The following is a 14,323-nucleotide window of genomic DNA, read 5'->3' on the forward strand; positions in this document are numbered from 1 at the left end:
GGGTTCCCGCGACTTGTACGCTGGACGCATCCCCCGATTCACCCGGCAACTCGCGCGCCGGCGATCTCGGTGCGCGCTCACACATGCAAGGACGCAGATGAACGATTCCGCGGCACACCGCGACGACTGGACCGAGAGCGAAGAGCTGGCTGAGCGGATGATCCCGCTCATCGGGGCGCTCCGACGCGAACACGACGTGGTCACCTCCCTGCATGGACACCGGCTGCTCGGGCTGTCGGCGACCGGCCTCGTCGAGGTGCACGAACGTGTGGCCCAGCTCGGACACGAACGGCTCCCGATCGAAGACAGTCTCGCCGTGCTGGAAGCGATCCACTCGCTCTCTCCCGGTGCGTCCTCCCTCGACCTCGCACGCCTCGTGGCAGAGCACGCCGAGAGCGGCCAGTCGCTGGACACCTACCTCGCCGAGGCGCTCTCACCCGCGATGGGGGCTGTCGCCGCCGAGCCCACCGATGTCGTGCTCTACGGCTTCGGGCGCATCGGCCGCCTCCTGGCCCGTATCCTCATCGCCCACACCGGCGGCGGCAGCGGACTGCGGCTGCGCGCGATCGTCGTGCGTCGCGGCGCCGAGAACGACCTCGTCAAGCGCGCCTCTCTGCTGTTGCGCGACTCGGTGCACGGCCGCTTCGCCGGATCCGTCACGGTCGACGAAGAAGCCGAGCAGATCATCGCCAACGGCACCCGCATCCAGGTGATCTACTCCGACGACCCGGCGACCATCGACTACACCGCCCACGGCATCCACGACGCGATCGTCGTCGACAACACCGGACGCTGGCGCGACGAGGCCGGCCTCTCGCAGCACCTGCGGTCGAAGGGTGTCGCCCGCGTGCTGCTCACGGCGCCGGGGAAGAGCCCGCTGAAGAACATCGTCCACGGCATCAACGACGATCGCGTCGTCGAGAGCGACCGCATCCTCTCGGCCGCCTCCTGCACGACCAACGCGATCACCCCGGTGCTCGCGGCGATCGACGAGGCGTACGGCGTCGTGAAGGGACACGTCGAGACCGTGCACTCGTTCACGAACGACCAGAACCTGATCGACAACTTTCACAAGGGCGACCGGCGCGGACGCTCGGCCGTGCTCAACATGGTCATCACCGAGACCGGCGCCGCGAAGGCCGTCGCCAAGGCGCTCCCGCAGCTGGAGGGCAAGCTCACGGGCAGCTCGATCCGCGTGCCCACCCCCGACGTCTCGCTCGCGGTGCTGCACCTCACGATCGAACGCCCTGCGACCAAGGATCAGGTCAACGACTACCTGCGCCGCGTCTCGCTGCACTCGAAGCTGCGCCAGCAGATCGACTATGTCGAGAGCCCCGACGTCGTCTCGACCGATTTCGTCGGCTCGCACCGCGCGGGCATCGTCGACGGACTCGCCACGATCGCCGACGAAGACACCCTCATCCTGTACGTCTGGTACGACAACGAGTTCGGCTACTCGTGCCAGGTCATCCGCGTGCTCGAGGTCATGGCCGGCTCGCATCCGATCGTGCTCCCCGAGCGCCGCGAGGTGACCCTGCAGGGCTGAGCGCAGCCGTGCGCGGCGTCGGGGCGCCCGGCATGATGGGGTCATGAAGACTGCGACCCTGCTCGCCGAGCGTCTCCGATCGCACCGCCTCACCGCGCCGACGCGCACGGTGACGGATGCCGCGCACCACATGCTCGCCGTGCAGAGTCAAGACTTCACAGCCGGCCGGTGGGCCCTCGCCGTCCGCACCAAGGATCCGGTTCGACTGCGCGACGTCGATCGTGCCTTCGATCGTGGCGACATCGTGCGGGGCTGGACCATGCGCGGCACGCTGCACACCGTCCCGGCACGAGACCTCGGGTGGATGCTGCAGGTCACCGCGGGGCGGCAGCGCCAGCAGGCGGCCTCGCGGCACCGCGACCTCGGCATCGACGACGACATGATCGCCGCGACCGTCCGTGCCCTGACCCCCGCCCTGCACGACGGCGGACGCACCCGCGCCGAGGTGTTCGAAATCCTCCAGGGCATCGGCATCGACCCCGCAGGCCAGCGCGGCATCCATCTGCTCTTCACCCTCACGATCGACGGCCTGATCTGCCAGGGGCCCGTCGTGGCACGTGAGGGGATCGCACGCGAGCAGCGTTTCGTCCTCGTCGAAGACCACATCCCCGAACACGACCGCCCCGCCGACCCGCTCGCCGAGCTCTTCGTGCGCTACATCGACGGACACGGTCCGGCCGGTGTCGCCGACTTCGCCTGGTGGTCGGGGCTCACGCTCGGGCAGGCGCGCGAGGCGGCTGAACGTGCCGCTTCCCGGGTCGACGAAGTCGACGCCGGACTCTTCGCCGCGCTCCGACGCCCGCGACGCGCGACCGGTGCGGCATCCGCTCACGCCCTCGGTGCGTTCGACGAGTACTACATCTCCTACGCCGACCGCACGACCGTCTGCGCTCCGGAACATCTGGCAGCCGTCGGCCCAGGCAAGAACGGGATGGTGCGTCCGACCCTCATCGAGCGGGGACGGGTCATCGGCACCTGGTCGCATGCGAGCGCGACGAGGGATGCACCGCCCGCGCTGTTCGTCCAGTCCGAGGATCCTGCCGCCGTGGCCGCAGCCCTCGCCCGCTTCGCCCGGTTCACCGACGACTGAGCGGGAGCAGCAGCGTCAGTCATCGGCCGCTGCGACTACTCGCTCGCGTGACGCCCGAGGAAGTTGTAGACCTCGTTGTCGTCCACGCCGGGGAACGCACCGCGGGGGAGAGGGGAGAACATGTGCGTGTGCACGCGGGCGCTCGGCCAGGCCCGCCCGTTCCAGCGCTCCGTCAGCTCTTCCGAGGGGCGTCGGCAGCACGACTCGTCGGGGCAGGTCGACACGGCGCGGTCGTTCGTCTCACGTCCACGCCACCAGCGTGCATCGTCGAACGGAACCCCGACCGTGACCGAGAACTCCCCGTCGCTCGACGAGCCGGTCTGTGTCGAGCACCAGAACGTGCCGGACGGGGTGTCGGTGTACTGGTGGTGCTCGGTGGTGCGGTTCTGCTGCGTGAACGCGGCGCGGGCTTGGAACTTGCGGCACACCCGCTGGCCCTCGACGGCGCCGGTGACATCCATCGGCAGCGGCAGGTCGTCGTTCTCGTACACGCGGGTGATCGCGCCGGTGGAGTCCACGCGCAGGAAGTGCAGCGACATGCCGAGGTGCTGCGTGAGCAGGTTCGTCATCCGCATGCCCGCACCTTCGTGCGTCACGCCGAACGCGTCGCGGAAGTCTTCGACCGCGAGGTTGCGGTCCTTCTTGGCCTGCTGCAGGAACGCGACGGCCGCGGTCTCCGGCATCAGGCAGCAGGCGGCGAAGTAGTTGATCTCCAGGCGCTGCTGGAGGAAGTCGGCGTAGTCGGTCGGAGGCCGGTGCCCGAGGTACCGGTGAGCCATCGCCTGCAGCGCCATCGAGCGCAGACCGTGACCGCCGGGGATGGAGGCCGGCGGCAGGTAGATGCGTCCGTTCTCGAGGTCTGTGACCGAACGGGTGGAATGCGGGAGGTCGTTGACGTAGATCAGTTCGAAGCCCAGCTTCTCGGCCATGATGCTCACCGTGCGGTGGGTCAGCGCGCCCTGCACGTGCCCCGCGGCCTTGAGGTGCTTCTCCGCGAGCTTCTCGATCTCGGGGAGGTAGTTGTTCTGCGCGCGCATGCGCAGCCGCAGCTCGGTGTTCGCGCGCCGTGCTTCTTCCGGCGTCGCGATGGCTTCGCGCTCCCGACGTTCCAGCTCGCGGTGCAGGCCCAGGACCGACTCGATCGTCTCGTCGCTCATACCTTTGGTCACGCGCACCGGCGCGACGCCGAGCTGACGGAAGACCGGGCTCTCCTGTGCACGTTCGAGCGCGATCTCGAGTGCGGCGCGACGGTTCGGCGGCTCGCCGGAGATGAGATCGGTCACCTCGGTGCTCGTGGCGTGCGCGATCGCCTGCAGCAGTGAGAGCTTGGGTTCGCGCTTGCCGTTCTCGATCAGGCTCAGCTGCGAGCCCGCGACGCCGACGAGCGCACCGAGCTCGTCGAGGGTGAACCCGTTCTCGAGCCGGTGGTGACGGATGCGGTGGCCGAGAGTCGTGAGGTGGATGCCGGAGGACGCCATTCCTTGAGTGTAGCGAAAGAATCCATGTTCTTATCGCCCGTTTTGGCCGAAAGGCACCCTCGAACCGGAAGAAGATAGGTGCAACGCCCCACACTTCAAAGGAGCACCAGTCATGGCCATCGCCGAAGTCTTCACCCCTCGCACGTCTCCCGTCGCACCGACGCGTACGTTCGGCGCGACTCCGACGTATGACACCCCTGCCATGGCCGAGCTGGCCGCCTGGGTCGAGGAGATCCGCGAGCTCACCCAGCCCGACTCCGTGCACTGGGTCGACGGCTCGCGCGCCGAGAACGACTGGCTGCTTCGCGGACTCGTCGACGAGGGCAAGCTGATCAAGCTCAACCCCGAATGGCGTCCCGGTTCGTACCTGGCCCGTTCGCACCCCAGCGACGTCGCCCGCACCGAGGGGCGCACCTTCATCGCCTCCGAGCGCGAAGAGGATGCCGGTCCCACGAACAACTGGGCGGCCCCGGCCGAGATGCACCAGAAGATGGACGAGATCTTCGAGGGCTCGATGCGTGGCCGCACGATGTACGTCGTGCCGTTCTCGATGGGACGCGTCGGCGGCCCGCTCTCGCACATCGGAGTCCAGATCACCGACAGCGCCTACGCCGTCACCTCGATCGGCATCATGACCCGCGTCGGCGACGCCGTCACGCGTCAGATCGCCGAGGGCGCGCCGTGGGTCAAGACCGTGCACACAGTCGGCGCACCCCTCGCCCCGGGGGAGCAGGATGCCGAGTGGCCCTGCAACGACGACAAGTACATCGTGCACTTCCCCGAGACGCTCGAGGTCTACTCCTACGGTTCCGGCTACGGCGGCAACGCGATCCTCGCGAAGAAGTGCTTCGCGCTGCGCATCGCCTCGGTGATCGCCCGCGACGAGGGCTGGCTCGCCGAGCACATGCTGCTCATCCGAGTGATCGACCCGCAGGGAAAGGCGTACCACGTGGCCGCCGCGTTCCCGTCGGCCTGCGGCAAGACGAACCTCGCCATGCTGCGCCCGACCATCCCCGGCTGGCGGGTCGAGACCCTCGGCGACGACATCGCCTGGATCCGTCCGGGTGAAGACGGCCGCATGTGGGCGATCAACCCCGAGGCGGGCTTCTTCGGCGTCGCACCCGGCACCGGCGAGTCGACCAACGTCACCGCGGTCGAGACGCTGTGGGGCAACACGATCTTCACCAACGTCGCGCTCCGTCCGGACGGCGATGTGTGGTGGGAGGGGCTGACCGATGAGGCTCCCGCGAACCTGATCGACTGGGAGGGCAACGACTGGACTCCCGAGTCGGGCAGGCCCGCCGCGCACCCCAACTCCCGCTTCACGGTGTCGGCGGCGCAGTGCCCGCAGATCTCCGAGGACTGGGAAGAGGCCGTGCCGCTCGACGTCATCCTCTTCGGCGGACGCCGCGCGAGCAACGTGCCGCTCGTGGTCGAGGCCACCGACTGGACGCACGGCGTCTTCCTCGGATCGAACATCTCGTCCGAGCGCACCGCCGCCGCCGAAGGAACCGTCGGGGAGCTGCGCCGCGACCCGTTCGCGATGCTGCCCTTCTGCGGCTACAACATGGCCGACTACTTCGGTCACTGGCTGAAGGTCGGTCGCGGTCTGCGCTTCGACCGTGCACCGCGCATCTTCCAGGTGAACTGGTTCCGTCGCGGTGATGACGGCCGGTTCCTGTGGCCCGGCTTCGGCGACAACTCGCGTGTCGTCGACTGGATCATCCGCCGCATCGCGGGTGACGTGACAGCGGTCGACAGCCCGATCGGACGCCTGCCGCGCGTGGAAGACCTCAACCTCGACGGGCTCGACATCCCCGCTGCCGACCTCGACGAGCTGTTCTCGGTCGATGCCGAGGCGTGGAAGACCGAGGCCGACCTGACCGAGGAGTTCTACGACACTTTCGGCGACAAGGTTCCGGCGGCACTGCGCGCCGAGCTGGCCTCGCTGCGCTACCGCCTCGACAAGGCGTAGTTCCCCCAGACCGGTGCCGGTTCGGGGGAGCCGGCACCCTCACACCCGCGAAGGCGGGACATCAGAGACGAACCCATGGCTGAGTGGTCTCCGACGTCCCGCCTTCGTGTTGTCCGGGAACGGACGTGAATCAGGTGAGCAGCTGATGCCTGGCGAGGTCGCGGTACAGCGGCGTCGATTCCACGAGCTCCGCGTGGGTGCCCTGGCCGACCACGACGCCGTCCTGCAGCACCACGATCACATCGCTGTCGACCACCGTCGACAGGCGGTGGGCGATCACGATGAGCGTGCGGTCGGTAGACACCGCGTCGATCGCTTCGCGCATGCGCTGTTCATTGACGCCATCGAGCGACGACGTCGACTCGTCGAGCAGCAGGATCGGGGCGTCGGTGAGCAGCGCGCGGGCGATCGCGAGGCGCTGACGCTCGCCGCCTGACAGCATCACGCCGTCTTCGCCGACGGGGGCCTCGATGCCCAGCGGGTTGCGCTCGAGCACGTCGCCGAGGTTCACGGCGCGCAGCACGCGTTCGCAGTCGGCATCGGTCGCATCGGGCGAGGCGAGGCGCAGGTTCTCGGCGAGCGTGCCGGCGAGGGTGGGCGCATCCTGCTCGACGTAGCCGAAGTTGGCGCGCAGGTCGTCGCGCGGGTAGGTGCGCGCGTCGTGGCCGTGCAGCCGGATCGATCCGCCGGTCGGGTCGTAGAAGCGCTCGATCAGCGACAGGATCGTGCTCTTGCCCGCGCCGCTGGGGCCGACGAGGGCGACCCTGGCGCCGTGAGGCACGGCGAACGACACTCCGCGGAGCACCTCGTGGTCCTGCACCGTGGGCGCGGCATCCTCAGCAGACTCCAGGTGCGCATCAGCGAGGAGGTTCCGCGCTGCCTTCGCCGCCGCCTGCCGGGCGGCGACGACGTTCGCGGGGTAGTGGAAGTGCACGTCGCGGAACTCGATGGCCGGTGCATCGGGGGCTGCGTCTTCGTGGGGAAGCGACGCGGCGATCTTCTCGTCTTCCTGCGATTCGGTCGGCAGGTCGAGCACCTCCTGGATGCGGCCGAGTGCGCCGAGCGCCTGGTTCACCGAGGTGATCGCGCCGAAGGTGGTGGCGAGCGGCATCACGAGCAGGAACAGGAACATGATGAACGAGATGAGCGAGGCGATCGTGATCGCACCGGCTGCGACCCGGAAGCCGCCGACGCCGAGGACCACGAGCAGCGAAAGCTGCAGGGCGATGCCGGAGACGGGCACGACGAGGGACGAGATCTTGGCGATGCGCACGCCGATGCCGTAGGTCTCGGAGGCGAGCTCGGTCACCGCGGCGGCCTCGCGCTCGGTCGCTCCCGAGGCGCGGATCGTGCGGATCGAGCCGACCGCGCGTTCCACACCGGAGGCCAGCTCGCCGACCTTCTCCTGCTGCGCGGTCGACGCCGTGCGGATGCGTCCGCTCAGGAGCACGACGACAGTGACCGAGACGCCGATCACGACGACGATCAGCAGCAGCAGGACGGGGTCGATCACCAGCATCGCGATGAGGGCGCCGAGGAACAGGACGGCACTGCCGACGGCATCCGCCAGTCCCTGCGTGAGCACGGCGTACAGCAGTGTCGTGTCGGTGCCGACGCGCGAGACGAGGTCGCCGGTGCGCCGGGCGTCGAACTCCGAGGTGGGCAGGTGCAGGATGCGGGCGATCAGCTGGCGACGACTCGAGTAGACCACCGCCGTGCCTGTGCGCTGCAGCAGATAGTGCTGGAAGCCGGAGATGATCGACGACACGATCACGAAGCCGACCAGGAGCCAGACGAGGATCCCGATCCCGGTGTCGGATTGCACGGCTTCGATGACCTGGCCCACGAGCAGCGGCTGCACGAGCGAGGTCGCGGCGCCGATGACGCTGAGCACGGCGACCACGATGAGGGTGCGCTTGTGTTCGAACAGGAAGGGGAGGAGCTGGCGGAAGGTGGCGCGCGGGCCTTCAGGCTGTGCGCCACGTCCGCGGCGGCGTGCTGTCGCCGAACCGGACATGCGGGACCTCGATCTGGAGATGGTACTTCGACCGTACTTCGTTCGCGGTCGAATTCTATGGAGGGGCTGTATGCGGCCTAGGAGCGGCCGAATCGCCGGTGAGCCGCCTGCTTGCTCACGCCGAGGGCGCTGGCGATCGCCTGCCACGAGTAACCGAGGTTCCGGGCGCGACGGACGTTTCCTTCTTCGGCGCGGGCGACCTCCTTGCGCAGTTCGGCGAGCCGGTGCAGCGCGGCCAGGGGCTCGCTCCCGTCATCTTGTGCGATCGCGGTCGGCATTGTCATGATGCACCTCCTCCGTCAATAATCATTGACGGATGGGCGGTTGTCAATATCTGTTGACGTGACAGACTGGATGGATGCTGTCCGCCACCAAGCTCATCCCCGGCGATCGCGTCGCCATCCTCTCGCCCGCGTTCGCAGCTCCGGCGGTCGCACCCGCACTGCATGAACAGGCGCTGCGTCGCCTCACGGAGCTCACCGGACTGATCCCGGTGGAGTATCCGACCACGCGCGAGCTCGGGGCGACCCCGCAAGCGCGAGCGGCCGACGTGAACGCCGCGTTCGCCGATCCGAGCATCCGGGCGATCCTGGCCACGATCGGCGGGGACGACCAGATCCTCGTCGTCCCGCACCTCGACCCGGCGCTGCCGGCGGCCGACCCCAAGCCGTTCGTGGGGTACAGCGACAACACGAACATCCTGAACTGGCTCTGGAGCCTCGGGGTGCAGGGGTACTACGGAGGGTCGACCGCCGTGCACCTGGGCCCTGGGCCCGGCGTCGATGACCTGCACCTGCGGTCGCTGCGCGCGCTTCTGCTCGACGGCGGCGAGCTCGAGATCACCGAGCCGGGGGAGTCGGAAGACGTGGGGCGCCGCTGGAACGACCCCCGCTCACTGGTGGAGTTCGGCGAGCGCACCCCGACCGAACCCTGGACCTGGGCCGGGCCCGCACGACGGGTGGAAGGGGCGACCTGGGGCGGCTGCCTCGAGGTGATCGACGGGCTCGCCTTCGCCGACCGGCTCCCCGCGACCGAGGCGCTCGAGGGGGCGATCCTGCTGCTGGAGACGAGCGAGGAGCGTCCGCCCGCAGGCTGGGTGGCGCGGTGGCTGCGCGGGCTGGGCGAGCGTGGCATCCTCGGCGCGGTGGCGGCAGTGGTCGTCGCGCGTCCGCCTGTGAGCGATTTCGAGTTCCACCCGACACCCGCTGAGGCCGCCGCTCTCCGCGCGGCGCAGCGAGACGCGGTCATCGATGTCGTGGGCCGATACAACCCTGAAGCTGTGGTCTGCGTCGGTCCGCCGTTCGGGCACACCCGGCCGCAGTGGATCCTCCCCTACGGCGGCACGATGGTCGTCGACGGTGCCACTCGGACGATCGTCGCCGAGTACTGACCGACACGGGCGCCCTGAAACGCAGAGCGGCAGCATCCTCGTGGGGATGCTGCCGCTCTTGCTGGTCAGAGTTCGACGGCCGCCGCGACGCCGAGGTCGTCGTCGTAGTCGTTGTCCTTCGTCTCCGGACTCAGGAGCAGGGCGATGAATGTGAGCACGCCCATGGCCGACAGGTACAGCCCCACCAGCCAGGGAGCACCGTCTCCCAGTGACCACAGCCACAGAGCGATCAGCGGCGCGACAGCCGCGCCGAGGATCGACGACACGTTGTAGGCGATCGCCGACCCCGTGTAGCGGACGTTGGTCGGGAACAGCTCGGGCAGCAGGGCGCCCATCGGCCCGAATGTCACGCCCATCAGCATGAACCCGAACACGAGGAAGGCCTGTGCGAGTGCACCGGTGAACTTCGGATCGACGGCCGGGAGCAGGAACGTGTTGAACGTGAAGCCGAACACGATGATCGCCCCGGTCACCCACAGCAGCAGCTTCCGGCGTCCGATCGCATCGGCGATGGGTCCGGAGAGCAGCGTGAAGAGGCCGAAGAACACCACGCCGATGATCTGCATCAGCACGAAGTCGGTGTAACCGAAGCCGAGACCGGGGTAGAACTGCGCTGCGAACTTGATCGGGTCGAAGTCGGCGCCCGTCGCCTCGGCAGCGGCCTTCGCTGCTGCAGAGGCGGTCTCAAGCGTCGCTGGTTTGGTGCCGTAGGCGAGCGTGAAGTTCGTCATCAGGTAGAACAGCACGTACGTCGCCAGCATGATGAATGTGCCGAGGATGAGCTGCTTCCAGTGGTGACGGAACACGGTCGCGAGCGGGAGCTTGCGGATCACGCCCTTCGTCTCGGCCTTCTTGAAGGTGTCGGACTCGACGAGCTTGAGTCGCACCCACAGACCGATGATGACCATCACCGCGGAGAACAGGAACGGGATGCGCCAGCCCCAGGAGAGGAATGCCTCGGACTTCAGGACCGGGTTCTCGGCGTGCGGCAGCAACCAGTTGATCGCGAGGAAGAGGAAGTTGGCGATGATGAACCCGAGCGGTGCGCCCAGCTGCGGGAAGGTGCCGTACCAGGCGCGCTTGCCCTTCGGCGCGTTCTCGGTGGCCACCAGAGCAGCGCCCGACCACTCGCCGCCGAGCGCGAAGCCCTGAGCGAGGCGGAGGAACAGCAGCAGCAGGGCGGCCCACCATCCGATGTCCTGGTACGTCGGCAGCAGGCCGATCACGAAGGTCGCGATGCCCATCGTCAGCAGCGACGCCACGAGCGTGGCCTTGCGGCCGAACTTGTCGCCGAAGTGGCCGAAGACCACGGCGCCGATCGGACGGGCGACCATTGCGGCGCCGAACACCGCGAACGAGGAGAGGAGCGACGTGGTGTCGTCGCCGGTGGGGAAGAACAGCACCGGGAACACGAGCACGGCCGCTGTCGCATAGGCGTAGAAGTCGTAGAACTCGATCGTGGTGCCGACCAGGCTCGCGGTGATGACGCGCGAACGAGGATTCGCCGGCGCAGTGGCAGTACTCATGAAGCTCCTCCGATCAGCCCCCGATATCGCAGGGGACTCGGGCGAGTTTACGCCTTCCTGAGTGTTGCCTGTGTGCTCTTACTCTTCCGTGTCGCCGAGGGAGGGGATGGTGACGAACATCGCTCGGGGCTCCACGAGCTGCTCGAGTTCGAGGACGACGAGACGGTTTGTTCCTGCTCTCGTCGTGGGCGAGGGGACGTAAAGCGTGCGCTGTGGGCCGTTGCGCCAATACCGGCCGAGGAAGAAGCCGTTCACGAACGCGAAGCCCTTGCTCCAGGACCCCGCGTCGAGGAAGAGGTCAGCCGGTGCATCCAGGGCGAACTCGGCGGTCCATGCAGTCGGTCCGTTCCCCACGATCTCGTCGGTTGCGTCCGCGCCGATCTCCGTGGCGACATGTGTGGCGATTGCGGCGACGTCAAGCGGTGTCGAACTCCACCCCGACAGCGGAGCGCCGTCGAGTGTGACGGCACCGATCAGACCCTTCTCCTCGCCGAGGCGGTGGTCGTAGTTCACTCGCCCCTGATCCTCGACCAGGATGCTGAGGCTGAGGCCATCCGGGATCCGCATCGCTCGGTCGTGTCGGGTGCGGGAGAGCGTGCCGACCACGAGACCGTCGACGCTCACCCAAGCCAGGTCGCGCACCTCATCGACGACGAGGAGTCCGCCCTTCCCGCCCGGCAGGTCGGCGTCGTAGCGCACCAGGGCGCTCAGGTGCCCGAGCGCGTCGAAGGTGTCGGGCCGCGGGCTCACCGAGGCAGACCCCGCGACCTCGGTCCATGCCCCCGCCGAAGCGAGCGGAACCTCGAACGCCGGAGCAGCATCGGCCGCGGCTGGAAGCTCGTCGGGCACCGGAGCGTACTTGGCGATCACCTCGCGGAAGGCGAAGAACTTCTCCGTCGGATTCCCCGCCTCGTCGAGCGGGGCGTCGTAGTCGTAGGAGGTGACGAGCGGCAGATAGCGCCCCTTGTCGTTGGCGCCGTTGGTGAGCCCGAAGTTGGTGCCGCCGTGGAACATGTAGATGTTGACCGATGCCCCGGCTGCCAGGAGCTCGTCGAGGTCGGCTGCCGCGGTGGCGACGTCGGTCGTGTGGTGCACACCGCCCCACCAGTCGAACCAGCCGTCCCAGAACTCCGAGCACATCAGTGGCCCGGTCGGCTGGTGCCGGCGCAGCGTCGCGAGCCGTTCTGTGCTCCGGGAGCCGAAGGAACCGGTCTTGTGCAGCTCGGGGAGGCTCCCGTCGCTGAGCATCCGGTCGACAGGCTGATCCACGGTCGTGAGCGGCACCGTGATCCCGGCATCGCGCGTGGTGGCGACCAGCGCCTCGAGATAGGCCCGGTCGGAGCCGTAGGCGCCGTACTCGTTCTCGATCTGCACCAGCACGACCGGACCGCCGCGGTCGATCTGCCGCGGGGCGACGATGTCGTACACGCGGCGCAGGTAGGCGCTCACCTCCGCGAGGAACGACGGCGCAGACGAACGCAGCTCGTCCAGGCCGCCGGTCAGCCAGACCGGGAGCCCTCCGTTGTGCCACTCGGCGCAGATGTAGGGTCCGGGCCGCACGATGGCGTCGAGACCTTCCGCGTGCACGAGATCGAGGAAGCGCCCGAGATCGTTCCATCCGCTCGCGTCCCACTCGCCACGTCGGGGCTCGTGCGCGTTCCACGCGACGTAGGTCTCGATCGTGTTCAGGCCCATCAGCCGCGCTTTGCGGATGCGGTCCTGCCACTGGTCCGGATGCACGCGGAAGTAGTGGATGGCGCCGGAGATCACCTGGTGAGGCTGTCCGTCGCGGAGGAAGTCGGTGTCGCCGAGGGAGAAAGAGGTCACGGGGGAGTGCTTTCGATGAAGGCGGGCTGAGCCGGTCCCGACGGGGGACCGGGACCGACTCAGCCGCGGGTGTTACTTGTTGACGGTGAAGCCCTGCGAGTTGCCGTACTCGACCAGCGCGTCCTGCCAGGCGGTGAGGCCCTCGTTCAGGTCGGTGCCGTTCTGGTACGACTGGCCGACGGTGTCGCCGAAGATGCTGTTGCCGTACACCTGGTAGGGCAGGTAGCTCCAGCCCTCGACCACGTCATCGGCTGCGGCCGCGAGCACCTCGTTGATCTTCTGGCCGCCGAAGTACTCCGGGGCCTCCGCGAGGAACTCCTTGCTGGACAGCTCGGCGGTCGTGGACGGGAAGCCACCAGACTCGAGGGCGATCGAGATGCTCTCCTCGGAGTTGTTCAGCCACCAGAGGAAGCCGGCAGCGAGCTCCGGATTCTTGCTCTGCTTCGTCACGGCCTGGCCGCCACCGCCGTTCTCCGCGCTCGCCGGGGAGCCGTCGTAGGTCGGCATCGGCGCGACGCGCCAGTCGCCGGAGCCGTCGGGGGCGCCGGAGATGAGGTTCGCCGGCATCCACGCACCGATCACGAGGCTGGCGAGGCTGCCGTCGCCGAGGGCGCGGAACCACTCGTCGCTCCAGCTGCCGTAGGGAGCGATCAGGTCTTCCTCGACGAGGCGGTTCCAGTTCTCGGTCCACTTCGCAGAGCCGGCATCCTGCAGGTCGATCGTGACGTCGGTGCCGGAGGTCTCGAACGGCTTTCCGCCGGCCTGCCAGATCATCGAGGTCGCGAAGCCCGCATCCCCGGTGTCGTTGGTGATGTACGCGTCGGGGTTCGCCGCGTGGATCTTCTTGGCCGCCTCGTAGTACTCGTCCCACGTGGTGGGCACGGCGACACCCGCGGCGTCGAACACCGTCTTGTTGTAGAACAGCGCCATGGGGCCGGAGTCCTGCGGAAGGCCGTAGATCGCGTCGCCGTCGGTCACCGAGTTCCAGGTGGAGGCGGTGTAGTCGTCTTCGAAGTCGGCGAACCCGTACTGCGACAGGTCGGTGAACGCATCCGTCAGCGCGAACTGCGGGAAGGCGTAGTACTCGATCTGCACGACGTCGGGGGCGCCGGAGCCGGCCTTGATCGCGTTCTGCAGCTTGGTGTACTCCTCGTTGTTGGTGCCGGCGTTCACCAGCTTGACCTTGGCGTTCGGGTACTCCTTCTGGAAGGCCTCGACCTGGGCCTCGGCGGAGGGCGTCCACGACCAGTACGTGATCTCGCCACCCTTGTCGAGTGCGGCCTCGATCGAGTCGAACGAGCCGGAGCCCGCGCTGCCGCCGGAACCGGCGTCGCTGCCGGTGCCGCATCCGGCCAGCGCCAGCGCCGCCACGGTTCCTGCGGCGAGCACCACGAGGGTGCGCCGCGTCGGTGAGGGAAGGTGCTTCATTGCTGTGTCCTTTCGGGAGGTGCGATCCAGCGTCGGATCGCAGAGG

At 68.3% G+C, this 14,323-nt stretch carries 10 protein-coding genes; 4 read left to right on the forward strand and 6 right to left on the reverse strand.

Going from position 1 to position 14,323, the window contains the following annotated elements; all coding sequences use genetic code 11:
• Nucleotides 1-97: 97 nt before the first annotated feature.
• Both CQ040_RS05015 and CQ040_RS05020 read left to right on the forward strand, forming a co-directional pair.
• Nucleotides 98-1,546: a glyceraldehyde-3-phosphate dehydrogenase gene (locus CQ040_RS05015; RefSeq protein ID WP_105526706.1), complete on the forward strand. Its 1,449-nt coding sequence runs from the start codon at nucleotides 98-100 to the stop codon at nucleotides 1,544-1,546.
• 43 nt (nucleotides 1,547-1,589) lie between these two features.
• Nucleotides 1,590-2,636, forward strand: a complete 1,047-nt coding sequence (locus CQ040_RS05020; protein ID WP_105526705.1) for a winged helix DNA-binding domain-containing protein — start codon at nucleotides 1,590-1,592, stop codon at nucleotides 2,634-2,636.
• 35 nt (nucleotides 2,637-2,671) lie between these two features.
• Here the strand turns inward: CQ040_RS05020 and CQ040_RS05025 are convergent, their stop codons facing one another.
• On the reverse strand, nucleotides 2,672-4,114 hold the full coding sequence (locus tag CQ040_RS05025; RefSeq protein ID WP_028503744.1) for a helix-turn-helix transcriptional regulator: 1,443 nt from the start codon (nucleotides 4,112-4,114) through the stop codon (nucleotides 2,672-2,674).
• Nucleotides 4,115-4,226: 112 nt separating this feature from the next.
• On the opposite strand from CQ040_RS05025, the gene CQ040_RS05030 reads away from it, so the two are divergent.
• Nucleotides 4,227-6,089, forward strand: coding sequence for a phosphoenolpyruvate carboxykinase (GTP) (locus tag CQ040_RS05030; protein WP_105526704.1), 1,863 nt, complete (start codon nucleotides 4,227-4,229; stop codon nucleotides 6,087-6,089).
• A 130-nt stretch (nucleotides 6,090-6,219) separates the two neighbouring features.
• On the opposite strand, the gene CQ040_RS05035 is transcribed toward CQ040_RS05030, so the two are convergent.
• Both CQ040_RS05035 and CQ040_RS05040 read right to left on the reverse strand, forming a co-directional pair.
• The gene (locus tag CQ040_RS05035; protein ID WP_105526703.1) at nucleotides 6,220-8,106 is read right to left on the reverse strand and encodes an ABC transporter ATP-binding protein; all 1,887 of its coding nucleotides are present in this window, start codon (nucleotides 8,104-8,106) and stop codon (nucleotides 6,220-6,222) included.
• 77 nt (nucleotides 8,107-8,183) lie between these two features.
• Nucleotides 8,184-8,390, reverse strand: a complete 207-nt coding sequence (locus CQ040_RS05040; RefSeq protein WP_105526702.1) for a transcriptional regulator — start codon at nucleotides 8,388-8,390, stop codon at nucleotides 8,184-8,186.
• 74 nt (nucleotides 8,391-8,464) lie between these two features.
• Between CQ040_RS05040 and CQ040_RS05045 the strand changes: the two genes are divergently transcribed.
• Nucleotides 8,465-9,496, forward strand: a complete 1,032-nt coding sequence (locus CQ040_RS05045) for an LD-carboxypeptidase (protein ID WP_105526701.1) — start codon at nucleotides 8,465-8,467, stop codon at nucleotides 9,494-9,496.
• Nucleotides 9,497-9,561: 65 nt separating this feature from the next.
• On the opposite strand, the gene CQ040_RS05050 is transcribed toward CQ040_RS05045, so the two are convergent.
• From CQ040_RS05050 to CQ040_RS05060, 3 genes are all read right to left on the reverse strand, one after another.
• Nucleotides 9,562-11,022: an MFS transporter gene (locus CQ040_RS05050; RefSeq protein ID WP_105526700.1), complete on the reverse strand. Its 1,461-nt coding sequence runs from the start codon at nucleotides 11,020-11,022 to the stop codon at nucleotides 9,562-9,564.
• Nucleotides 11,023-11,100: 78 nt separating this feature from the next.
• The gene (locus CQ040_RS05055) at nucleotides 11,101-12,849 is read right to left on the reverse strand and encodes a beta-galactosidase family protein (RefSeq protein WP_105526699.1); all 1,749 of its coding nucleotides are present in this window, start codon (nucleotides 12,847-12,849) and stop codon (nucleotides 11,101-11,103) included.
• Nucleotides 12,850-12,921: 72 nt separating this feature from the next.
• Nucleotides 12,922-14,277 (reverse strand): ABC transporter substrate-binding protein, encoded by a 1,356-nt coding sequence (locus tag CQ040_RS05060; RefSeq protein ID WP_105526698.1) that lies wholly within the window; start codon nucleotides 14,275-14,277, stop codon nucleotides 12,922-12,924.
• Between the last annotated feature and the right edge of the window lie 46 nt (nucleotides 14,278-14,323).

This window comes from Microbacterium sp. MYb54 (assembly GCF_002979515.1).
GTDB lineage: Bacteria > Actinomycetota > Actinomycetes > Actinomycetales > Microbacteriaceae > Microbacterium.